Consider the following 21,691-nt stretch of genomic DNA (forward strand, 5'->3'; position numbering starts at 1 on the left):
TGAATTGCCACGAGTTTGGGCGTGTTACAAGTGTCCCGGGGAAGTTCGGGTGGGTCAAACACCGGGGATGCGCACCCTGGCGGGTCTGCTTCCCCACGGGCGCCGCGATGTGGGCCCCGTTTCGGGCGGGTGCCGGGCAGGCGGAAGCCCCGCCGGTCCTGGTATGGACGGGCGGGGCTTGCGGGCGGCTGCCTGGGGAAACTACTTGGCCATGTGCAGTGCGAGGTACTGCTTGATGACCAGGTTGAACTCGTGGGCGCGCTCGACCTGGGACCAGTGGCCGCACTGGTTGAAGATGTGGGCATCGGCGGTGGGGATGACGGCCTGCAGTTCGTGGGTGCGGCTCACGGGGATGACGACGTCCTGCATGCCGTGGACCAGGAGCACCGGGATCTCGAGCTTGCCCAGGACCTCGAAGTCCAGCGGCAGGGCGTCGCGGTCGCGGTCGCGGGCGGTGACGACCTCGACGAGGCGGTCGGAGGCGGTGTCGTTCAGCGCCGAGGCGTAGCGCAGGGAGACGAGTTCGTCGGTGACCAGGGACTTGTCCACGACGAACTGCTCCAGGGTGCGGCGGATGCCGGCCTCGGAGAGCTCGGGCTTGGCGTGGCCGGAGAGCGCCGCGGTCTTCTTGGCGCCGCCGGTGCCCATGGAGACGATGCCGAGCAGGCGCTCGGGGAAGTCGATGGCAAATTGCATGGCGACCCAGCCGCCGATCGAGTTGCCGACGATCCAGGTCTTGTCGATGCCCAGGGCGTCCAGGACACGGACGGAGTGGCGGACCCATTCCTTGATGCCGTATTCGATGCCCTCGGGCACGACGGTCTGGCCGTAGCCGACGGAGTCGATGGCGATGCAGCGGCCGGACTCGGCCAGTTCGGGGAGGTTCAGCCACCAGTTGGCGGCGGCGGTGACGCCGGTGCCGGAGCCGTGGAGGAAGAGGATCGGGGTGCCCTCGCCGAGCTCGTGGTAGTGGGTGATTTCGCCCGGGGCCGTTTCCAGCCACTTGTCTTCGAGGCCGAAGAAGGCGTCGGTCGTGTAGTCGGGGATCTGGGTGACGGTCATCGTGGAACTCCTGAGTCAGTCGGTGAGCCTTAAGGCGGTTTAGCTCCACCCTAGACGCGGGCCCGGGGACCGCGGGATGGCCTGTGCCGACCAGCGGCACGAAATCGGAGGTCGCGGGAACCGTAGTCTCCACAAAACTTGACCATCGTCCACCAAGACTTGCATTGGTGCAACTATTTTCCACTGGCCGGTGGGGCTTCCCCGCGGCGAAAGCGCGTGGGAAACGGTGCGAATGCCGCAAGGGCCGCGGGAGGACTCCGGGGTGGTGGAGCGTCGGGCGGCTACGCTGTTTCGGTTGCCGGACCAATCGTGGCAGATTACGAGGAAACTCCGCGCATCACCCGCCCACGTCGGATGGCGGATTCTCCGCCGGAGAATTGCGCTGGTACTTCGGCAGGAAGCCAGCCGTTGCACCGGTCCCAGACATTGCCGCCCATTGCGTGGAGCCAGTACCCGTTGGCCGGTCTTAGCGGGCGGCCGAATCGCTGGCCCCGCGCCGCGGTGTGGCTTTGTGTCCCGCGGTGCCCGCGCGGGATGATGGGAGGGTGAAGCGGCGCTCCGGGAGACCTGCGGCTTCCCTGGCCACTGACCTCCGACCGAACGGCAGCACCCATGAGCATTGAATCCATCCTGATCGTTGGAGGCGGCCTGGCCGGGTTCACCGTGGCACAGAACCTGCGCGCCCGCGGCTACGCGGGGAGCCTGCAGATCATCGACCCGGCCGGGATCCCGTATGACCGCCCGCCGCTGAGCAAGGGCTACCTGCTGGGGGACAAGGACGCCGCGGCCATCGAGTTGGCCCCCGCTTCCTGGTTCGCCGAACACCGCATTGGGCTCGTCCCGGCCACGGTCCGTGCCCTGGCGCTCGAGCCCCTGGGGGTGGAGCTGGAGGACGGCGCAGTGTTGCAAGCGGACCGCCTGGTGCTGGCCACCGGCGGCTCCGCACGCCCGCTGCCGATCCCGGGCGGTGAGCTTGACTCGGTGCTGGTGCTGCGCGACCGCCAGGACGCGGACCGGCTGCGGGCAAGCATCGCCCCGGGGACGCGGTTGGCCATCGTCGGGGCGGGTCTCATCGGCGCGGAGGTCGCCTCCTCGGCGCTCGCGCTGGGTGCCGAGGTCACGCTGATCGACCCCGTCGAGACGCCGCTGGTCCCCGCCGTGGGCCCGGAGCTGGCCCGGCGCCTGCACGCCATGCACGCCGGCGCCGGCATCACCGTCATCCACGGCACGCCCGCGGGCATCACGCGGACCGGGACGGGCCACCGGATCGAGCTGGCCGATGGCCGGGTGATCGAGTGCGACGAGGTGCTGGTGGGCATCGGCATCACCCCCAACACCGCCCTGGCCGAGGCGGCAGGGCTGCAGACCGACAACGGGGTGCTGGTGGATGAAAACCAGCGCACCTCCCGCCCCGGCGTCTACGCGGTGGGGGACATGGCCCGCACCCGAAGGCCCGACGGGACGCTGGCCCGGCGCGGCGAGCACTGGGAACACGCCATGAACACCGGGGCAACCGCGGCTGCCGCGATACTCGCCCAGGAGCCGCCGGTGCACGGCGCCTCCTGGTTCTGGTCGGATCGGCACGGCACCCACGTCGAGGGCGTGGGGGACATGAACGCGGACGGCACCACGATCCTGCGGATCCACGACGGCGAGCCGGTGGCCGCCTTCCGCGTGGCCGCCGACGGGACGATGCTGGGGGCCGCGGCCCTCGACGGCGGGCTGACCATCAAGGCGGCGCGGCGCATCATCGACCGGGGCATCATCGTCCCGGCCGAGGCGCTCGCCGATCCCGGGGTGCCGCTGCGCAAGCTCGCCCGCTAGCGGCCTCTGCCCCTTGCCCCGCCGCCCCGGGCAGGGCCAGACTGGAGAAGCACGCAACCGGACAGGGCGGGGGAAGGCATGGATTCCACGGGCGGCGCAGCTGCAACGGGCCGGCGCGCGGTGGACCTGGGGGACACGGAGATGCTCGAACCGGGCACCGCGCTGCTTATCGGGAGCGAAACCAGCGGGCACCCCGATGACATCGGCCTCTTTCGCACCGAGAACGGGGACTACTTCGCGCTTGACGACGAATGCCCGCACGAGGTTGCTTCGCTGTCCGAGGGGTGGATCGAGGGGGAGGAGATCGAGTGCCCGCTGCATTCCTCCCGCTTTGGACTACGCGACGGCAAGGTGCTGTGCCTCCCGGCGACCAGTGACGCCCGCACCCACCGGGTCGAGGTGGCAAACGGCCGGGTGCTCCTCTACCCGGGAACCCCTGCCTGAGGAATCCGCGACCGCGGAATGCCCGCCGCCGCCATCCCGCGGTCAGGAACCCGGACGGAACTTCGCCACGCGCACCAGGGCCTCATCGGTGCCCAGCTCGGCCCGGTCCGCGGCGTGGGTCCAATAGTGTTCGAGGGTGTGCAGCAGCAGATCCGGGTTGGCCGTGAGCTCGTGGACCAGGATCACCATCCGCCCGGCCTTTTCCCGCCCGGGGTTCGGGGCCGTCCGGGGGTGCACCACGATCCAGGCCGGTCCGCGCCTGCCCAGGGGCCGGCGCCGCGCCGGATCGGTCGCCTCGATGCCCGCGACATCGTTCCAGTAGATCTCCCGCGGGCCGCGCGAGGAGTGGAGCACAATGCGGCTGCGGGTGAGGTAGACGCCGGGTTCCTGGGCGGTCGCGGCAATGCGCGCCAGCCGGATCCCGCGGTTGAGCACGTAGACGCCCACGCCCAGCAGGAAGATCGTCAGCAGGACGATGAGCACCATCGGGTCGTAGTTGTGCATGATCAGCAGCCTGGCGCCCAGCGCCACGGTGGCCACCAGGATCACCACCGCCAGCCCCATCACCACCGCAGCCCACTGCGCCGAGGTCCGGAATATCGGGAACAGGGTCGCGGCGCGCTGCCCCGTGGAGGTCAGCACCGCCTCGGTGGCCGCGGCACGATCCGCCGCGGGGCGGCGGAAGGCCGCGGCGACTCCCAGCAGCACCGCCAGTGCGCTGGCCACCAGGGCGGTGGCCAGCACCGGGCTGGCATGCAGCGCCGCATAGACCCCCGTGCCGGCCAGGAAGGCAAACAACACAAATGACGGCAGGAGGTGGTGCGCCAGCTTCCAGCCGCTGTGGCGCGGCGCCCACAGTGCTGCCCTGGAACCGGTTTCGCTCATGCTCCCAGCCTAAGCCGCGCGCAGGGTGAAAGCCGCTACACACCGCGGCAAGCCGCCTTCTTCAAGGGGGCACCGCGGCCAATTCTGGCCTACGATAAACGCATCATGGAATCGATTCGCAAACGTGTAAAACTGATCACCTGGCTGCTTATTGCCTCCCTGGTCGTCGGCACCGGTGCCGGCATGCTGTCGGGCGTGCTCTAGATGGCCGCCGACTCACAGGACCCCACGGCCGTGGCCGGCGGCGGCGAGGCCGGGCTTCCCGAGGCCCTGCGCGCGCCGAGCGTCGACGTCAAGCGCGGCTGGGTCGCCTCGGTTGTCGCCATCAACATCGGCATCAACATTGTCTTCTTTGCCCCCATCAACGTGCTGCTCGGGCTGCAGGCAACGTCCATCGACCCCGGGTCGAAGGAAGCCATCCTGTCGCTGGTCACCGCCTGCGGCGCGTCGGTGGCGCTGGTGGCCAACCCGCTCTTCGGGGCGCTCTCCGACCGCACTGTCTCGAAGATGGGGCGCCGCTCGCCGTGGATCCTGGCCGGGGCCATCCTGGGCGCCGCCTCGCTGCTGATGCTCTCCGGGGCCACGACCGTCGCGCTGATGCTGCTGGGCTGGTGCGGCCTGCAGGCCGGCGCCAACGCCGCCTATTCGGCCGTCACCGCCACCATCCCGGACCGCGTGCCGGAGCGCCGGCGCGGGGGCATCGGCGGGCTGGCCGCCATGGGCCAGACCGTGGGCATCCTGCTGGGCGCGGTGGTCGGCTTCGCCATCACCGGCAACATCGCCGTCGGCTACATCATCTGCGCCGCGGCCCTGCTGGTTTCCGTGATCCCCTACCTGCTGCGGTCCAACGACCCGCAGTTGCCGCGCGAGTTCCGCCCCGCCTTCAACCTGCTGGAGTTCGCGAAGGGGTTCTGGATCAACCCGCTGACCCACCGCGACTTCGGGTGGGCCTGGCTGACCCGGTTCATGATGAACACCGGCAACCAGATGACGATCGTGTATCTGCTCTTCTTCCTTACCGACGTGGTCAAGCACCCCGACCCCGCCGGCGGGGTGTTGGTGCTGACCGGCATCTACGCGGTCATGGTCATCATCAGCGCCGTCATCCTGGGGCCGATCAGCGACAGGTCCGGGAAGCGGAAGATCTTCGTGATCGTCTCCTCCATCGTCGTCGCCTGCTCCGCATTGATCATCGCGGTGTCGCAAAACTTCACCGGCGCGATCATTGGCGCCGGTGTGCTGGGGCTGGGCTTCGGCGCCTACCTGGCAGTGGACTTCGCGCTGTTGACCCAGGTGCTGCCCTCGGCCAAGTCCCGCGGCAAGGACATGGGCGTGATCAACGTGGCCAACTCGCTGCCGCAGGTCATCGCCCCGGCGCTGGCCTTCTTCGCGGTGAAGGTGCTCGGCGGCTACACGGCACTGTTCGTCGTTGCCGCGATCATCGGCATCTTCGGGGCGATGCTCGTGCGGAACATCCGCTCCGTGCCCTAGCCGAAAATCTGTGACGGTGCCGGGTCCTGTCTGCTGGCTCACCAATGCCCTGGCGGCCGGGCCCGCGCGGCTAGGCTGTTTCCCATGGATTGGTTACGCGACGCTTCGTTTGGATGGGCCTTTGCGTTCCTTTTCCTGCTGGCCATGGCACGGGCAAACATCACCTACTGGATCGGGCGGGGCATTGCCGCCGGGGTGGAACACACCCGCTTCCAGCACCTACTCAGGGGCCCGATCTACCAACGCGCCGAGCGCTTCATCCAGCGCTGGGGCGTGTTTGCCGTTCCGCTCTCGTTCATGACCGTGGGCATCCAGACGGCCGTCAACGCCAGCGCCGGCGTCGCCCGGATGCCGCTGCTGCGCTACCTTCCGGCGGTGGTGGCCGGGTGCCTGATCTGGGCGACCATCTATTCCACCGTGGGCATGGCCGTGATCTATGCCTGGCTGGCCCTGGGCTGGCAATGGATTGCCGCCGGGGCACTGCTGCTTCTCGTCGCGACCCTGGCGTGGATCCGCCACCGCCGCAAGGACTCCTGAAAACCGGCCCCGGGCAGCGGGACCGCCGTGCCGCTGGCAATTCCGACGGGGCTCCGGGCTTCGACTCTGCCCTTCCTGCAGCGCGTCGGGAAGCGGGGCAAATATTCATCGGTAGGATTCAGGAAACCAATGAATTATTGCGAAAGACGGGTATCGACGTGGCCATCACGACCAGGACTCCTCGCCAGGGCGGCCCCGTGGAGCTCGATGACATCGACCGCGGGTTGCTGCGCATGCTCACGGAGAACGCCCGCCGCACCAACAACTCGCTGGCCGAGGAACTGGGCATCGCCCCCTCGACCTGCCTGGCGCGGCTCAACGCCCTGCGCTCGGCCGGGGTCATCCGCCGCTTCACCCTGGAAATCGACCCCGAGGTCCTGGGCCATGCACTCGAGGCCCTGATCTTCGTGAAGATCCGCCCGGGCGCCCGCCACCTCATGTCGAGCTTTGCCGAGGAAATGCGCGCCAAGCCCGGGGTCACCCAGCTCTTCTTCCTGGGCGGCGCCGACGACTTCCTGATCCACGTCGCGGTGCGCGACTCCAAGGACGTGCGCCAGTTCGTGCTCGACAACCTCTCGGCAAACCCCGCGGTGGCCACCACCCAGACGTCGCTGGTCTTCGAGCACAGCCAGGGCGCGGTGCCCTGGCTGTAGCCCGGATTTACCAGGAGACCTCGCGCGGACGCCCCTCCTCGTAGCCGGCGGCGGACTGCACCCCGACGATGGCGCGATCGCGGAATTCGGCAATCGAGTCGGCCCCGGCGTAGCTGAAGGCCGAGCGGACCCCGGAGACGATCGAATCGATCAGGTCCTCCACGCCCGGCCGATGCGGATCCAGGTACATGCGGGAGTGCGAGATCCCCTCCTCGAAGAGTGCGGCGCGGGCGCGTTCGAAGGCCGACTGGTGCCGGGTGCGCTGCTGCACCGCGCGGGCCGAGGCCATGCCGAAGCTTTCCTTGTAGAGCCGGCCCTCGCCGTCGGATGCCAGGTCCCCGGCCGATTCGTAGGTCCCGGCGAACCAGGATCCAACCATCACGCTGGCGGCGCCGGCGGCCAGTGCCAGGGCCACGTCGCGCGGGTACTTGACCCCGCCGTCGGCCCACACCTCGACGCCGGCCTCGCGCGCCGCGGCCGCGCATTCCAGGACGGCGGAGAATTGCGGGCGTCCCACCCCGGTCATCATCCGGGTGGTGCACATGGCCCCCGGCCCCACCCCGACTTTGAGGATGTCGGCCCCGGCTGCGGCCAGATCGAGGGTGCCGGCGGCCGAGACCACGTTTCCCGCGGCGATCTGGATCCGCCGTCCGGTGCGCTGGGCAAAATCGTCGCGGGCCGCGACCGCCAGCGGCAGCGCCTCGATCATCCGCTCCTGGTGGCCGTGGGCGGTGTCCAGCACGATCACGTCCACGCCCGCCTCGAGCAGTTCGCGGGTCTTGGTTCCGACGTCGCCGTTGATGCCCACGGCGGCCCCGACCATCAGTTTGCCGGCGGGGTCAACCGCCGGGGTGTAGAGTCCCGAGCGCAGCACGCCCTTGCGGGTCAGCACCCCGGCGAGGTGTTCGCCGTCGAGCACAGGGACCATGCCCAGGTGCCGGGTGCTGAGCGTCTCGAACACCGAGTCAAGGTGCGTGTCCTTGTCCACGGTGACGATTTCGGAGGTCATGACCTGGTGGATCGGGGTGAAGCGGTCGACTTCCAGGCAGTCCTTTTCCGCGACGATGCCCACCGGGCGGTGTCCCTCGAGCACCACCGCCGCACCGTGCGAGCGCTTGCCCAGCAGCGCCAGGGCGGTGGAGACCGAGTCGTTGACGTCCACGACAATGGGGGTCTCGAAGACCGGGTGGGCGCGCTTGACCTTCTCGACCATGTCCTGCAGGGCGGCCAGGGAGATGTCCTGGGGCAGGATCGTGATCCCGCCGCGGCGGGCCACCGTTTCGGCCATGCGCTTGCCGGCCACAGCTGTCATGTTGGAGATGACCAGCGGGATGGAGGTGCCCACGGAATCCGGCGTGGTGAGGTCCACCCCGGACCGGGACACCACCGCCGAGCGCGAGGGAACCATGAAGATGTCGTTGTAGGTCAGGTCGTGTGCGGGCTGCAGATCATTGAGAAACTTCACCCTGTCAGGCTACAGCCGCGCGGACATCGCGCGCGTGAGGCACGTCACCGCGGGCGGGGTGCGCGACCGGGATTCGGGCATGTTCAGCGCACGGAATTGCGCCCCCGCAATCGTGTACCCGTGGGTAGCAAGCCTCCCGATTAGGGCCCATAAACAGCACTAATTTCCGGGTGGGGTTTGGGGTTACCGTGGTACCCAGAGCGGTTCGAAATCCGCGAGACCGCCGGTTCGAGGAGTGCATCATGACAGTCACCGTGCCCGTTACCGAATGTTCCGTATCCAATTGCTCATTCAATGACCACACCCATTGCGGGGCCTCCGGCATCACCATTGGCGGAAATGCCGACCACGCGCAATGCGCGACGTTCATCGACACCGGCGTGCACGGCGGCCTGCCCAAGATCCTGGCCTCGGTGGGTGCCTGCCAGCGCATGGAATGCACCCACAATGACCACCTGATGTGTGCCGCGGACTCGGTGCGCGTGGGGCCCGGCGCAGACAATGCGGACTGTCTCACGTACGAACACGGCGCCTGAGCCGCGACTGTTTGGGCCCTTCCCGGCGCTGGCGAACCACGGCGCCGGGGAGGGCCTTGTCGTGCCCGGGTCCGGGGGCAATCCGCGGGTTTCCTTCGGCGTCGGGGGAGGAGGCGCCCGAAATAAATTGTTGAACAACCTCTTGTCAAGATTGTTCAACAACCTGTAGTGTACTTCTCATCGCTCCCACTTGTGACAGCAGTCACCCGCAACCCGATGGATGGAATCATGGCCACTCCTAGCACGAAACCGAAGCTCAGCACTTCAGCCAGGCGCACCGCAATGCTGGGCGCCATGTTCCTCATGGCAACCAGCGCCATCGGGCCCGGCTTCATCACCCAGACCACCGAATTCACGGTCCAGATCGGCGCCTCGTTCGCCTTTGCGATCGTCGTCTCCATCCTGGTGGACATCGCCGTCCAGCTGAACGTGTGGCGCATCATCGGCGTTTCGGGCCTGCGTGCCCAGGAACTCGGCAACAAGGTGCTCCCAGGCATCGGCTGGGTCCTGGCGGGGCTGGTCTTCATCGGCGGCATGGTCTTCAACATCGGCAACATCGCCGGTACCGGTCTGGGCTTCAACGCCATGATGGGGCTCGACCCCAAGGTCGGCGGCATCATTTCCGCCGTCGTGGCGATCCTGATCTTCCTCTCCAAGCGCGCGGGCATGGCCCTGGACAAGATCGTGGTCCTGCTCGGCGCGATCATGATCCTGCTGATGCTCTACGTGGCCATCGTCGCCGCACCTCCGGTGGGCGAGGCCCTGAAGAATGCGGTGCTTCCGGAGAACATCAACTTCCTGATCATCACCACGCTGATCGGCGGCACCGTCGGCGGCTACATCACGTATGCCGGTGCCCACCGCATGCTCGACTCCGGCGCCGCCGGCATCGAGAACGTCGGCGACATCACCAAGACCTCCATCTTGAGCATTATCGTCACCGGCATCATGCGCGTTCTCCTCTTCCTGGCCATCCTCGGCGTCGTCGCCGGCGGAGCCGTGCTGACCACGAACAACAAGGCGGCCGAGGCCTTTGGCATCGCCGCCGGCGACATCGGCATGCGGTCCTTCGGCGTGATCCTCTGGGCCGCCGCCCTGACCAGCGTCATCGGTGCCGCTTACACCTCGGTTTCCTTCATCACGAAGTCCACCACCCCGGAACGCACCCGCAACCTGCTCACCGTCGCGTTCATCGGCGTATGCGCGGTCATCTACATGTTCCTGGGCCAGGCGCCGCAGACGCTGCTGATCTTCGCCGGCGCCTTCAACGGTCTGATCCTGCCCGTCGGCTTCGCGGTCCTGCTCTATGCCGCCTGGCGCCGCCGCGACCTGCTGCAGGGCTACGTGTACCCCAAGTGGCTGCTGATCATCGGTGTCGTGACCTGGCTGCTGACGCTCTTCCTCGGCTGGAACTCCCTGGCCGGCCTGTCCAAGCTCTGGGCCTGACCCGCGTACCCCACCCTCCCCGGCAACACCTTGCCCTTCAATCCGCCCTTCGAAAGGACGCCAGCAGCCATGACACCCGCCAATTCGCCATCGACCGGGGCAGGGGAGCGCGCAACGCTGTCACCGGCCCAGGCACGTGAACTGTTCCGCAACGGATTGGCGGTTCCGACCGCCGGCTTCTCCCTCGGCTACGCCCAGGCCAACCTGATCATCGTGCCCAGGGACCAGGCCTTTGACGTGTTGCTCTTCGCCCAGCGCAACCCCAAGTCCTGCCCGATCCTGGGCGTGCTGGACGCGGGGGAGACCAGCGGGGACCTGCTGAAGGGCGGGGACATCCGCACCGACGTGCCGAAGTACATGGTCTACGAAAACGGCGTGAAGGTCGCCGAACCCACGGACCTGTCCGAGTACTGGCGCGATGACCTGGTGACGTTCATCGTCGGCTGCTCGTTCACCTTCGAGACCGCCCTGATGGAGGGCGGCATCAAAATCGCCCACATCGACCAGGGCGTGAATGTGCCGATGTTCAAGACGAACATCCGCAGCGCCTCGGCCGGCTCCATGTCAGGGCCCATGGTGGTGTCGATGCGCCCCATCCCCGCCTCGCAGGTCGCCGACGCCGTGCGCATCACCTCGCGCTACCCGGCGGTGCACGGGGCACCGGTGCACATCGGCAACCCCGGGGAGCTGGGCATCACCGACCTCTCCGCACCGGACTTCGGGGACGCCGTGGAAATCCCGGCCGGGCACATCCCGGTGTTCTGGGCCTGCGGGGTCACGCCGCAGGCGGCGGTCATGGAGTCCAGGCCCGCGCTGGCCATCGGCCACGCGCCGGGGCACATGCTCATCACCGACGCCCGCGACAGCAACTACCTGGTTCCCTAGGAACCCCCATCCCCTCCACGAGCCTGGTCCCGCGGGACCGGTTCGTGGACCTCGATCCGCCTGGGAATATCCTCCTCCCCCATGCAGGGACTTCCCTGGCGCCCAAAAGGGCCGTTGCCGGGAGTACCATCCCATCGTCGACGCCCGTGAGAATCGCGTCCTGGTTCGCCCCCCGAACCCCGGCGTGATCCTCCGCCAAGGAAGTGCCCGTTCCCCCCAAAACGGGCGCTTCCTTGGCTCCTCTAACGGTTGCCTACAGGTCCCGTCCCTCGGCCGACAGCCAGAGGTCCACCTCGGCGCACAAGCGCGACTTGGCCGGCTCCTCCAGGAAGGACGACTCGATCGAGTTCCGCGCCAGCACCGCCTGCTCCTCTCGGCTCAGCTCGAACTGCCCGATGACGGCGGCGAAATTCGCGTCCAGGTACCCGCCGAAGTAGGCGGGGTCATCCGAGTGGATCGATACCTTCAGGCCCGCCTCCAGCATCTGCCGCAGCGGATGGTCGGCCATGGTGTCCACGGTGCGCAGCCGCACATTTGAGAGCGGGCAGACGGTCAGCGGCATCTGCTCCGCCACCAGCCGTTCGACCAGGGTAGGGTCCTCCAGACAGCGGATACCGTGGTCGATGCGTTCAACCTTGAGCAGGTCAAGGGCCTGGACGATGTATTCCGGCGGTCCCTCCTCCCCGGCGTGGGCCACCACATGCAGTCCGTGGTCGCGCGCATAGTCAAAGACCTCCCGGAACAGGGCGGGCGGATAGCCCAGTTCCGAGGAATCCAGCCCGATGCCGTCGACATCGTGTCCCTCGGCGATAAGCGTGCGCAGGATCTCCATGGCCGAGGCGGCCGGCGCGTGGCGCCAGAAGCAGGCGATGAGCTTGTGCGTGATGCCGAAGCGTTTCTCGCCCTCGTGCAGTGCCTCGCGGATGCCACCGACGACCTCGCCCAGACCGATCCCGCGTTCCAGGTGTGCCTGCGGGTCGAAGAACAACTCGACATGCCGCACTCCGGCGGCCTCGGCCCGGCGCAGGTAGGCGAGCGTGATCTCGTGGAAATCGGCCCGGGTCCGCAGCACCGCAAGGTTGGTGTAGAACAGGTCGAGGAACGACTGGAGATTGCTGAAGTCGTACTGCTCCCTCAGCTGTTCCAGGGATGGCCACGGCAGCGTGACGCCGTTCTGCGCGGCCAGGCGCAGGATGGCCTCGGGCTCCAGCGTCCCTTCGAGGTGGATGTGCAATTCGGCAACGGGCAACTTCATGGTCTTGGCTCCTGTCGGTGGTCGATCAAGAATAGTCTCCCGGGCCCCTGCCTCCCCGCGTGCACGCCGGGGCGGTTGCCGCGTTGAGTGGCAAGTCACGGATCGGTCACCGCCTCCGGAGCCGTGGCAGACTGGTCGTTGAAGCGCTCGCGATCGAGTGCCGGAGGCCCGCGCGAGACGCAGCCAATGAATGATCAGAAGGACAGGAACGTGAGCGTCACAACCGACCAGCGGAAGCATTGGTTCCCCGCTGCCCTGAGCCTGATGATGGTGGGCTGGGGCGCCAACCAATTCGTTTCCCTGCTGGTGTTCTACCGTCAGGAACACGGCTTCTCCGAGGTCATGGTCACCTCGATGCTCGGCATCTATGTCGTGGGACTGGTTCCGGCGCTGCTCTGGGGCGGCCGGCACTCGGACAGGATCGGCCGCAAGCCCGTCACGCTCTTTGCCGTCGCCCTGTCCATGACCGCCAACGTGGCCATGATGGGGTCGGTCATCGGCACCGCGCCGCTGTTCGCCGGAAGGTTCATGGCAGGCATTGCCACGGGGCTGGCCATGGCGGCGGCCACCAGCTGGGTCAAGGAACTCTCCCAGGCGCCGTGGGACCTGCACTCCGCTGCGGGATCGGGTGCCCGACGCGCCTCGCTGCTCACCAGCGCCGGCTTCTGGCTTGGGCCGGTCGCCGGCGGGTTGCTGGCCGGACATGCCCCCGCCCCGGCGATCCTGCCCTACGCGCTGCATATTCTCTTGTGCATCCCGCTGCTCGTCGTGGTGTCCAGACTGCCCGAGACCCGCCCCGGGGCCCCTGCCCAGGGTATGCCCGTTGCCTCACCGCCTCCGCGTCCGGAGGCAGGCAAGCGCTTCCGGAGGGTGGTAGCCCCGGCAGCCCTGTGGGTTTTTGCCGCGGGCACCACCGGCTTTGCCGTCGTCCCGGCGGTCATCCCCGGCTTGGGGGAGGGGCGGCTCGCGTACGCCACCGCGGCCGTCGCCGTCACCCTGGGCTGCAGCGTGCTGATCCAGCCGCTGGCCCGCAGGCTGGACACCGTCCGCAATGCGCGCTCGCTGCTGACCGGAACGATCACCGCGTTTCTGGGGCTGGCGACCGTGCTCGTTGCGATCCTCGCGGCCAGCCCCGCGCTGGGCCTGGTCGCCTCCGCAATCCTGGGCTCGGCCAATGGATTGCTCATGGTCGGAGGGCTCCTGGAAATCCAGCGCCTGGCCGCGGCACACGAACTGGGCAAGCTCACGGGGTTCTTCTACACCCTGGCCTACGTGGGATTCCTGGCCCCCACGGTGGTGGCCGTCGCCGCGCAGTGGATCCAGACCGCCTGGATCATGGCAGGGATGCTGGCCTTGTGTCTGGCGTCGTTGGCCTTCATCGTGGTGAACTCACGCAAGTACCTGCCGCCGTTGCTCGAGCGGGTCGAATCGGATCCGGCCGTGAAGGTTCGCGGGCACAAGACCAGCTAGCCTCGGCGGGCAGCTCCGGCCACAGGTCAGCCCAGCCATCGCCTTGGGGTGCGTGTGCCGGCCATATCGCCGCACGCACCCCAAGGGGATGTCCAGCGGCCGCCCGGTTTCGCCTGTTAGGGTTCCAAGGGTTGTTTCAATCGCTGGGAGTTTATGTTGCAGAAGAAGTGGATCGTTTCCATGTCCCTGATCGCCTCGCTGGCGCTCATGACCGGCTGTAGTGCAGCGGACGAACCCGGGGCCCCGGCCGAAGCCAGCGCCCCTGCCGCCGAAGGGGCACCTTCGGAAGCCGCGGACCCGACGCCGGATGTCTCCGGGATCCCGGAGATCATTGCCGAGGTCAACGGCGAGAAGATCACCAAGGCCGATTTCATCCGGATCTATGAGGGCCAGTTCCCCCAGATGGTGCAGCAGGCGCAACTTTCCGGCCAGGAACTGGACCAGGCGCAGCTGCGCGCGCAGACGGCCGAAGGCCTGGTGAACACCGAGCTGCTGATTCAGCAGGCGAAGAAGAAAAAGATCTTCGCCACGGCCAAGGACCTCGACCAGGCACTGGCCGACGTGGCCAAGACCAATGGCATGAATTCCAAGGAATTCCTGGCCTCCATGGACAAGCAGGGCCTGAACGAGGATGCGGTGCGCATCCAACTGAAGACCCAGCTTGAGGTGGGGCGGCTGATCTCCCGGGAAGTCGGGGACTTCAAGCCCACAGACAAGGAACTCAAGGACGCCTACCAAGTCGTGCTTGAGCAGTACAAGGGCCAGGGAACCGCCGAAGCCAAGGCGCCGGAGGCTCCCACCTTCAAGAAGATCAAGCCCGAGCTCGAACAGCAGCTCAAGCTCCAAAAGGAAGGCGCCGCCGTGAAGGACTACGTCGCGGTGCTGCGCAAGGACGCCAAGGTCACCACGAACATGTAGCTCCGCCCGGCCGGCGGAGTGGCTTGGCTTTACTCGTCGTCGGCCAGGTGGGCCAGCAATTCGGCCTCGGCCCGGTCAAGGTAGCCGCGCAGGGACTCCGCAGCCTCCTCGCGCTTGCCCTCGGCCAGGAGCCGGACTAGGCCGGCATTCAGTTCCACATAGTGCGAGTGGAAATCCGGCGCATCGCCCATGGCGTGGAAGACCAGGCGCATCTGCGCCAGGACCTTGGTCATGAGTTCCTGCAGGTGCTGGCTGCCGGTGGCGCGGACCAGTTGCTCATGGAAGCACTGGTTGGCATCGGCCATCCGGGCAATGTCGCCGGCCGCCAGGGCCTTGCGCGCGTCCACGATGACCGCGGCCAGGGCCTCGACGTCCAGATCGGGGCCCCACAGGACGGCCGCGGGCTCGATCATGCGCCGCACCCCGTAAATCTCCCGCACGCCCTCGGGCCCGGGGGAGGTGACGAAGACGCCGCGGTTGGGGATCCGGGTGATAACCAGCTCGTGGTCAAGGACCGCGAAGGCCTCGCGCAGGGTGTTGCGCGAAACCCCCAGCGCATCGGAGAGGGCCTGCTCGGAGAGCTTCGCGCCGGGGAGCAACTGCCCCTCGGCAATGCGTGAGCGGAGCACTGCGGCAACCCACGCGCCGGTGTGTGCGTGGGTTGACCCCTCGGCCAGGGGAAGTGCGGACATCATGGCGTTCACTGGCATCCTTTCAATCTAATCCAAGGCAGTCCCGACAGCCCCAAGCATTAAGCGATGGCCCCGAGTGCTTCGCCGCGGCCAATGGCGGTTCCCGGCTCCTGGGAGCCGCGGGTGAACGTCCCGGCACGGTGGGCGGTGATGTTCGATTCCATCTTCATGGCCTCCAGCACCGCCACGGTGTCGCCCTCGGCCACGGCGGCACCGTCGTCGAGCACCCACTTGACCAGGTTTCCGTTCATCGGCGCCAACAGCGAAGCGGCGTCCGAGGCTGCCGCGACGTTTTCGGCAGCGACATCCATGGCCACGCCGTTTCGGCCGTGTCGGATGGCCTCGACCAGGGATGCCGGCAGGCCGATGTCCATGGCCTTGCCGTCGACCTCGATGGTCAGGGTCTCACGCTCGGCGTTTGGCTCGGCCGCGGCGATCTCCGGGCTGGAGGCCAGTGCCTCGGCGAACTCGGATTCGATCCAGGTGGTGTACACCCCGTAGCGCTCATTGTTGGTGAAGTCGGCGTTGCGCACCACCGCGCGGTGGAACGGCAGCACGGAAGGCACCCCGGCGATGACCATTTCGTCCAGGGCCACCTTGGCGCGGCGCAGCGCCTGGGCGCGGGTGGCGCCGGTGACGATCAGCTTGGCCATCAGCGAGTCGTAGTGCGAGGGGATCACCGAGTTGGTGCGCACCCCCGAGTCCACGCGGATGCCGGCACCGGTCGGGGCCTCGAAGGCGGTGATGCGGCCGGGGCCGGGCAGGAAACCGCGGGCAGGGTCCTCGGCGTTGAGCCGGAACTCGAAGGAGTGGCCAATCGGGGCAGGATCCTCGGTGAGGCTGATGGGCTCCCCGGCGGCGATCCGGAACTGTTCGGCGACCAGGTCCACGCCGGTGGTTTCCTCGGTGATGGGGTGCTCGACCTGCAACCGGGTGTTGACCTCGAGGAAGGAAATCAGTCCGTCGGGGGCGACGAGGTATTCGACGGTTCCGGCGCCATGGTAGCCGGCCTCGCGGCAGATGGCCTTGGCCGAGGCATGGATGGAGGCGCGTTGCGCATCGGTCAGGAACGGGGCAGGGGCCTCCTCGACCAGCTTCTGGTGGCGGCGCTGCAGCGAGCAGTCGCGGGTGCCCACCACCACGACGTTGCCGTGGGTGTCGGCGAGGACCTGGGCCTCGACGTGGCGGGGCTTGTCCAGGAAGCGCTCGACGAAGCACTCGCCGCGGCCGAAGGCCACGGTGGCCTCGCGTACGGCCGATTCGAAGGCGTCGTCGATTTCCTCGAAGTTGCGCACGATCTTGATGCCGCGCCCGCCGCCGCCGAAGGCCGCCTTGATGGCCACCGGCAGGCCGAATTCCTGGGCGAAGGCGCGCACCTCGGCACCCGAGGCAACTGGGCCGTCGGTGCCCGGCACCAGCGGGGCGTTGGCCCGCACCGCGATTTCGCGGGCGGTGACCTTGTTGCCCAGCGCGCGGATGGACTCGGGGGAAGGGCCGATCCAGGTGAGCCCGGCGTCCATGACGGCCTGGGCGAAGTTGGCGTTCTCGGAAAGGAAGCCATAGCCGGGGTGCACCGCATCGGCGCCGGAGCGGGCGGCGATGTCAAGGATCTTGGCCATGTCCAGGTAGGTCTCGGAACCGCTGGATCCGTGCAGGGCCCATGCCTCGTCGGCGCGGCGCACGTGCAGCGCATCCGCGTCCGGGTCGGAGTACACGGCCACGGACACCAGCGAGGCATCCGCGCAGGCGCGGGCGATGCGGACGGCGATTTCCCCGCGGTTGGCGATCAGGACTTTCTTCATGGGGTGTTTCCTTCGTGGCTTGGGGCGCCGGCGGCCCGGGGAGCATGTGGGTTTTGGGTGAGCGGGTCGACCAGTTCAAAGCGAAGCTGCGAGCCCGGGGGCAGCTGGGCCGCGGCCGGCAGGTCCTCGGCGATGACCCCGGCAATGACCGGGTAGCCGCCGGTGACCGGGTGGTCGGCCAGGAAGAGCACGGGCAGGCCGGAGGGGGGAACCTGCAGCGCGCCGATCGCAACCCCTTCGGAAGACAGTTCCCCGGTGCGGATGCGTGTCAGCGGCGAGGAGCCCTCGGGCAGGGCCAGGCGGACGCCGACGCGGTTGGACTCGGCCGAGACGCTCCAGGTTTGGCCGGTCAGCTGCCGCAGCCCGGCCTCGCCGAACCAGTCCTCGCGGGGGCCGGAGCTGATGCGCAGCGTGTAGATGCCGTGTGCGTCGGGAACCGGCAGCGTGGAGGGCTCGGGGTTTCCGACCACGTGGGATCCGGTGACGGTGCCGACCGGCAGCAGGGTCCCGGGTGCGAGCGGGGCGGGGCCGATGCCCGACATGGAGTCGGTGGAGCGCGAGCCGAGCACGGGGTCGACGTCGATGCCGCCGCGCACGCCCAGGTAGCTGCGCAGCCCGGCGCCCGAGGGGAGAAGCGTGAGCGTTTCCCCGTCGAGCAGGGCAAAGGGCGCGTTCATCTGAGGCGCGCGCTCCTCGTCGTGGAAGTTGTCCTCCTCCACGGGGGTGATCAACAGCCGCGCGTGCGCGCCGGTGACGGACAGGACCGCGTCGCCACGGGCGCGCAGGACCAGCGAGCCCAGGAGGTTTTCGATGACCGCCGCCTCCGCGGCGTTGCCCACCAGGCGGTTGGCGGCACGGGCGGAGGAGCTGTCGGCGGCCCCGGCGGCGGAGACCCCGAGGTTGCCCAGGCCCGGGCGGCCCAGGTCCTGGATGAGGGATTGCAACCCGGGATCCAGGATTTCCAGGTGCCCGGCAGCGGCCTTGGGTGCCGCGTGCGCGGGGGCGGCGGCGGTGCGGGAGGAAAGCTTCAGCGCGGTGTGCGAGGCGGTGAATTGCACGCGGTCCTGCGGGCGGATCAGCGCGGGGTTCTCCCGATCCAGGTCCCAGAGCACCGCGTCGGTGTGCCCGATCAGCTGCCAGCCGCCGGGGGATTGGCGGGGGTAGACGGCCGAATAGTCCCCGGCCAGGGCCACGGCGCCCGAGGGCACGACCTTGCGCGGGGTGTCGCGCCGCGGCACGTTCAGGGTACGGTTCTCGCCGAGCAGGTAGGCGAAGCCAGGGGCGAAGCCGCCAAAGGCCGCGCGCCAGGTCTGCGAGGTGTGGGCATTGATGACCGACTCGATGCTCAGGCCGGTGAGCTTGGCGACCTCTGCCAGGTCCTCGCCGTCGTAGTGCACGTCGACGGTGACCAGGGAACCGGCGTTTTCCGGCGCCGTGCCCAGCTCGAGGGCGGGAATGGCGGCGGCGATCCTCCGGGCGCTGGCCCAGGAATCGGCCTTGATGAAGACGGTGGAGGCCGCTGCAAGCACGTCAAGTTGTCCGGGCAGCGGAGAAGCCTCCAGCAGGGCGTCGAGGGCCAGCACGGAGTCGAGGTCGGAGAGCTCGACAAGCACCGACCGGGTTCCGGCAAAGCGCGTCGCTGTCACGCTCATGCGAAGCTCTTGATCGACACGCCGGCGGATTCCAGCCCTGCACGCACTGCCGCGGCCATGGCAACCGCACCGGCGGTGTCGCCGTGCACGCAGATGCTCTCGGCGTCCATCGGGATCACGGAGCCGTCGACCGCAACGATGGTGCCTTCGGTGGCCAGGCGGATCATGTTCGCGGTGACCTGTGCGGGGTCGTGCAGCACGGCGTTCGCCTCGCGGCGCGAAACCAGGGTCCCGTCGGGGTTGTAGTTCCTGTCGGCAAAGGCCTCGGCAACCGGGCGCAGGCCCGCGGCCTGCGCCTTGGCCAGGGCGACGGAACCGGGCAGCAGCAGCACGGGCAGGTCCGAGCCGAAGGCGCGGATGGCGTCGACGACTGCCTGGGCGTGGGCCTCGTGGTGCACGATGGTGTTGTAGAGGGCGCCGTGCGGCTTGACGTATTTGATGCCCGAGCCTGCAGCGCGGGCCAGGGCCTCGAGGGCACCGAGCTGGTAGAGCACGTCGTCGGCCAGTTCGGTGGGGGAGCAGTCCAGGAAGCGGCGGCCAAAGCCGGCCAGGTCCCGGTAGCCCACGTGCGCACCGATGGTGACGTTCGCGGCGACGGCGTCGCGGCAGGTCTGGGCTATGACGCTGGGGTCCCCCGCGTGGAATCCACAGGCAACGTTTGCCGAGGATACGGAGGTGAAGATTGCGGCGTCGTCGCCCATCACCCAGTTGCCGAAGGATTCCCCGACGTCGGAATTCAGGTCGATGTAAGGCATTTGTGACCCCCGTCTCGTGTTGTTGTCCCTTAAGAATGCACTATGAACGCAGATTGTTCAACAATCTTTCGCAACGGGTTTTCCCGCGCGTTGTTTCCCGGCCGCGCGGTTCGCCGTGGCACATCGGATCGCCGCGAGCCTAGGATGGGAAAACTACAGGGCGTGGCGCCACGGGATGGCGTCGCACTGAGCAAGGGATGTGGGACATGAGATTCATTTTCGAAGTCGACATGAACACCGAGGCGATGAAGCTGGACCCCGAGGCCGAGCTCGGACGGGCGTTGCGCTACTGGGCCGGAAACCTCAAGAACTACCCCATGGAACCCGGCGCCGGGGAAGACATCTTCGACAGCGAATACAAACCCGCCGGCAGCTGGGCCATTGTCGACGACTGAGCCGGCCGCGCACGCTTGACCGGCGCGCCCCGCCCGACGGGGCCAAACGGATGTCAGACTTGCACTCGTGGATATCCAAATCATCACCACCGTCGTCGCCGGCCTGTTGTTGGCCGTTGCCGTCGTGGGAACCATCGTCCCCGTGCTCCCTGGAAGCCTGCTTGCCATCGGCACGCTGCTGGCCTGGGGCTGGATCCTGGGCGGCCCTGCCGCCTGGTGGTGCGCCGCCATCGGGATGGCCCTTGCGCTTGCCGGCTGGGGCGCCTCGACGGTGCTGACCGGCAGGAACCTCAAGCAGCAGAAGATCCCGCGCGGCTCCATTGCCCTTGCCATCGCGCTGGCGGTCGTGGGCATGTTCCTGATCCCCGTGCTCGGGCTCTTCATCGGCTTTGCCGTGGGGTTGGTGCTGGGTGAATATGGGCGTCGCAAGGATTTCCGGGCGGCGCTGCGCTCCTCGGGTTCCGCACTCAAGGCCATGGGTCTGGGCGTCCTCGTCGAATTCGGCTGCGCGGCCATGGCCTCGTCGGTCTGGATGATCGGCGTGATCGTGCACTTCGCCACGCGCTGAGCGGCGGATGTGCGCGGCGCCACGGGAATAGGGCGGCCCAGGCCACAGACCCCTGTGAGCTTGCCAACCGAAAGTGCTTATTAGCGCTTTCGTCGATAATTCGCACGTAATCTCAATGTTGTAACGATTGAGATGATTGCGGGTGTCGGCTTCCCCGCTGGAAGATTATAAAGGGGTAGGCAATGCGGTTGGCGCGTCGAACAATGCCACTTGGCGAAGACATCCTGTTGGCCCGCCATGGGTCCAACATTGCTGAAATGACCCAGGACCGCAAGAACAACCTGACCCGCGCCCGCCTGATCGACGGCAGCATCGACACCGCCTCCAACTTCCTGGTGAGCCTGAACGCCATGGCGGCGATCACCCCGGCTGAGCGCTTCAGCAAGGTCGCCGGCGACTACTCGGCCGACCGCCTGCCCGTCAGCCGTTCGGAAATCCGCTTCATGGCCAAGCTCTCGGCCGCATGGGGCGTCGCTTCCCTCGCCTTCATCGGCGGAATGAGCTGGGTCGTCTACAACTACGGCGATCCGGAAATGCTCATGCAGGTCATGGGCACCTCGCTCTAGGGCCACTCCAACTTTTCCCCTGCCGCCCGTCGGGCCGCACCCCACTCTTGGGTGCTTCCGGCGGGGCGGTTTTGCGCTCTGCGGGGCACGCAGGCTCAGCGCTTGCGGAACGAGAAGCGTCCCACGACCCAGCCAATGAGCAGCACCGCGCCAAGGGAGATCCGCAGCGGGGCGTTAAGGTCGAGGAACAAGAATTCTATGCGGACCCGCTGGCGGTTTTGCAGGATGAAGATGACCGCCAGGGCCGCGCCGAGGATGGCGATCCAGTTCTTGGCCGAGAGCCGCGCGAAGAATTGAAGGACGGGGTTCTTGGTGCTGCCGGGGGTTTCGCTCATGTCAACAGGTTAGTCGAATTCCGCGGCCCGACGCGTGGGCCATTGCGTTGGCTCC

At 67.9% G+C, this 21,691-nt stretch carries 22 protein-coding genes; 13 read left to right on the forward strand and 9 right to left on the reverse strand.

What is annotated here, in order from left to right:
• Positions 1 to 201 precede the first annotated feature (201 nt).
• Positions 202 to 1,062 carry an alpha/beta fold hydrolase gene (locus KRR55_RS02765; protein WP_217387496.1) on the reverse strand — a complete coding sequence of 287 codons (861 nt, stop codon included), beginning with the start codon at positions 1,060 to 1,062 and terminating at the stop codon, positions 202 to 204.
• A 612-nt stretch (positions 1,063 to 1,674) separates the two neighbouring features.
• Between KRR55_RS02765 and KRR55_RS02770 the strand changes: the two genes are divergently transcribed.
• Together KRR55_RS02770 and KRR55_RS02775 are read left to right on the forward strand one after the other, a co-directional pair.
• Positions 1,675 to 2,886, forward strand: coding sequence for an NAD(P)/FAD-dependent oxidoreductase (locus KRR55_RS02770; protein WP_217387497.1), 1,212 nt, complete (start codon positions 1,675 to 1,677; stop codon positions 2,884 to 2,886).
• A 78-nt stretch (positions 2,887 to 2,964) separates the two neighbouring features.
• A complete protein-coding gene (locus tag KRR55_RS02775) occupies positions 2,965 to 3,330 on the forward strand; it encodes a Rieske 2Fe-2S domain-containing protein (protein ID WP_217387498.1) in 366 nt (121 codons plus the stop codon).
• 42 nt (positions 3,331 to 3,372) lie between these two features.
• Here KRR55_RS02775 and KRR55_RS02780 read toward each other — a convergent pair whose 3' ends face one another.
• Positions 3,373 to 4,215 (reverse strand): hypothetical protein, encoded by an 843-nt coding sequence (locus KRR55_RS02780; RefSeq protein WP_217387499.1) that lies wholly within the window; start codon positions 4,213 to 4,215, stop codon positions 3,373 to 3,375.
• Between the two features lie 204 nt (positions 4,216 to 4,419).
• Here KRR55_RS02780 and KRR55_RS02785 point away from each other — a divergent pair, with 204 nt between their 5' ends.
• From KRR55_RS02785 to KRR55_RS02795, 3 genes are all read left to right on the forward strand, one after another.
• On the forward strand, positions 4,420 to 5,706 hold the full coding sequence (locus KRR55_RS02785; protein ID WP_217387500.1) for an MFS transporter: 1,287 nt from the start codon (positions 4,420 to 4,422) through the stop codon (positions 5,704 to 5,706).
• Positions 5,707 to 5,790: 84 nt separating this feature from the next.
• The gene (locus KRR55_RS02790; RefSeq protein WP_217387501.1) at positions 5,791 to 6,243 is read left to right on the forward strand and encodes a DedA family protein; all 453 of its coding nucleotides are present in this window, start codon (positions 5,791 to 5,793) and stop codon (positions 6,241 to 6,243) included.
• A gap of 158 nt (positions 6,244 to 6,401) precedes the next feature.
• On the forward strand, positions 6,402 to 6,896 hold the full coding sequence (locus KRR55_RS02795) for an Lrp/AsnC family transcriptional regulator (RefSeq protein ID WP_217387502.1): 495 nt from the start codon (positions 6,402 to 6,404) through the stop codon (positions 6,894 to 6,896).
• A gap of 7 nt (positions 6,897 to 6,903) precedes the next feature.
• On the opposite strand, the gene KRR55_RS02800 is transcribed toward KRR55_RS02795, so the two are convergent.
• Positions 6,904 to 8,361: a GuaB1 family IMP dehydrogenase-related protein gene (locus tag KRR55_RS02800; protein ID WP_217387503.1), complete on the reverse strand. Its 1,458-nt coding sequence runs from the start codon at positions 8,359 to 8,361 to the stop codon at positions 6,904 to 6,906.
• A 242-nt stretch (positions 8,362 to 8,603) separates the two neighbouring features.
• On the opposite strand from KRR55_RS02800, the gene KRR55_RS02805 reads away from it, so the two are divergent.
• The 3 genes from KRR55_RS02805 (at position 8,604) to KRR55_RS02815 (ending at position 11,228) form a co-directional block, all read left to right on the forward strand.
• The gene (locus KRR55_RS02805) at positions 8,604 to 8,897 is read left to right on the forward strand and encodes a DUF1540 domain-containing protein (RefSeq protein ID WP_217387504.1); all 294 of its coding nucleotides are present in this window, start codon (positions 8,604 to 8,606) and stop codon (positions 8,895 to 8,897) included.
• A 228-nt stretch (positions 8,898 to 9,125) separates the two neighbouring features.
• Positions 9,126 to 10,343, forward strand: a complete 1,218-nt coding sequence (locus KRR55_RS02810; protein WP_254455756.1) for an NRAMP family divalent metal transporter — start codon at positions 9,126 to 9,128, stop codon at positions 10,341 to 10,343.
• A gap of 69 nt (positions 10,344 to 10,412) precedes the next feature.
• Entirely contained in the window at positions 10,413 to 11,228 is an 816-nt protein-coding gene (locus KRR55_RS02815) for a putative hydro-lyase (protein ID WP_217387505.1), read from the forward strand.
• Between the two features lie 253 nt (positions 11,229 to 11,481).
• Here KRR55_RS02815 and KRR55_RS02820 read toward each other — a convergent pair whose 3' ends face one another.
• Positions 11,482 to 12,483 (reverse strand): adenosine deaminase, encoded by a 1,002-nt coding sequence (locus KRR55_RS02820; protein ID WP_217387506.1) that lies wholly within the window; start codon positions 12,481 to 12,483, stop codon positions 11,482 to 11,484.
• Positions 12,484 to 12,606: 123 nt separating this feature from the next.
• On the opposite strand from KRR55_RS02820, the gene KRR55_RS02825 reads away from it, so the two are divergent.
• Both KRR55_RS02825 and KRR55_RS02830 read left to right on the forward strand, forming a co-directional pair.
• Entirely contained in the window at positions 12,607 to 13,953 is a 1,347-nt protein-coding gene (locus KRR55_RS02825) for an MFS transporter (RefSeq protein ID WP_336245025.1), read from the forward strand.
• 153 nt (positions 13,954 to 14,106) lie between these two features.
• The gene (locus KRR55_RS02830; protein WP_217387508.1) at positions 14,107 to 14,871 is read left to right on the forward strand and encodes a SurA N-terminal domain-containing protein; all 765 of its coding nucleotides are present in this window, start codon (positions 14,107 to 14,109) and stop codon (positions 14,869 to 14,871) included.
• Between the two features lie 29 nt (positions 14,872 to 14,900).
• On the opposite strand, the gene KRR55_RS02835 is transcribed toward KRR55_RS02830, so the two are convergent.
• From KRR55_RS02835 to KRR55_RS02850, 4 genes are read right to left on the reverse strand one after another with little or no spacing between them, the layout of a single operon-like run.
• Positions 14,901 to 15,581, reverse strand: a complete 681-nt coding sequence (locus tag KRR55_RS02835) for a GntR family transcriptional regulator (protein ID WP_217387509.1) — start codon at positions 15,579 to 15,581, stop codon at positions 14,901 to 14,903.
• Positions 15,582 to 15,622: 41 nt separating this feature from the next.
• Positions 15,623 to 17,365: an acetyl/propionyl/methylcrotonyl-CoA carboxylase subunit alpha gene (locus KRR55_RS02840; protein ID WP_217387510.1), complete on the reverse strand. Its 1,743-nt coding sequence runs from the start codon at positions 17,363 to 17,365 to the stop codon at positions 15,623 to 15,625.
• A complete protein-coding gene (locus KRR55_RS02845; protein WP_217387511.1) occupies positions 17,362 to 19,017 on the reverse strand; it encodes a 5-oxoprolinase subunit B/C family protein in 1,656 nt (551 codons plus the stop codon). Before KRR55_RS02845 ends, KRR55_RS02840 begins: the two co-directional genes overlap by 4 nt.
• Positions 19,014 to 19,772, reverse strand: a complete 759-nt coding sequence (locus KRR55_RS02850) for a LamB/YcsF family protein (protein ID WP_217387512.1) — start codon at positions 19,770 to 19,772, stop codon at positions 19,014 to 19,016. The genes KRR55_RS02845 and KRR55_RS02850 overlap by 4 nt, the downstream gene beginning before the upstream one ends.
• A gap of 206 nt (positions 19,773 to 19,978) precedes the next feature.
• Here KRR55_RS02850 and KRR55_RS02855 point away from each other — a divergent pair, with 206 nt between their 5' ends.
• The 3 genes from KRR55_RS02855 (at position 19,979) to KRR55_RS02865 (ending at position 21,301) form a co-directional block, all read left to right on the forward strand.
• Entirely contained in the window at positions 19,979 to 20,167 is a 189-nt protein-coding gene (locus tag KRR55_RS02855; RefSeq protein WP_217387513.1) for a hypothetical protein, read from the forward strand.
• A gap of 67 nt (positions 20,168 to 20,234) precedes the next feature.
• A complete protein-coding gene (locus KRR55_RS02860) occupies positions 20,235 to 20,735 on the forward strand; it encodes a DUF456 domain-containing protein (protein ID WP_217387514.1) in 501 nt (166 codons plus the stop codon).
• Positions 20,736 to 20,938: 203 nt separating this feature from the next.
• Positions 20,939 to 21,301, forward strand: a complete 363-nt coding sequence (locus tag KRR55_RS02865) for a hypothetical protein (RefSeq protein WP_217387515.1) — start codon at positions 20,939 to 20,941, stop codon at positions 21,299 to 21,301.
• Between the two features lie 95 nt (positions 21,302 to 21,396).
• On the opposite strand, the gene KRR55_RS02870 is transcribed toward KRR55_RS02865, so the two are convergent.
• The gene (locus tag KRR55_RS02870; RefSeq protein ID WP_217387516.1) at positions 21,397 to 21,636 is read right to left on the reverse strand and encodes a LapA family protein; all 240 of its coding nucleotides are present in this window, start codon (positions 21,634 to 21,636) and stop codon (positions 21,397 to 21,399) included.
• Between the last annotated feature and the right edge of the window lie 55 nt (positions 21,637 to 21,691).

The organism is Paeniglutamicibacter quisquiliarum, assembly GCF_019084045.1.
Taxonomy (GTDB): Bacteria; Actinomycetota; Actinomycetes; order Actinomycetales; family Micrococcaceae; genus Paeniglutamicibacter; species Paeniglutamicibacter quisquiliarum.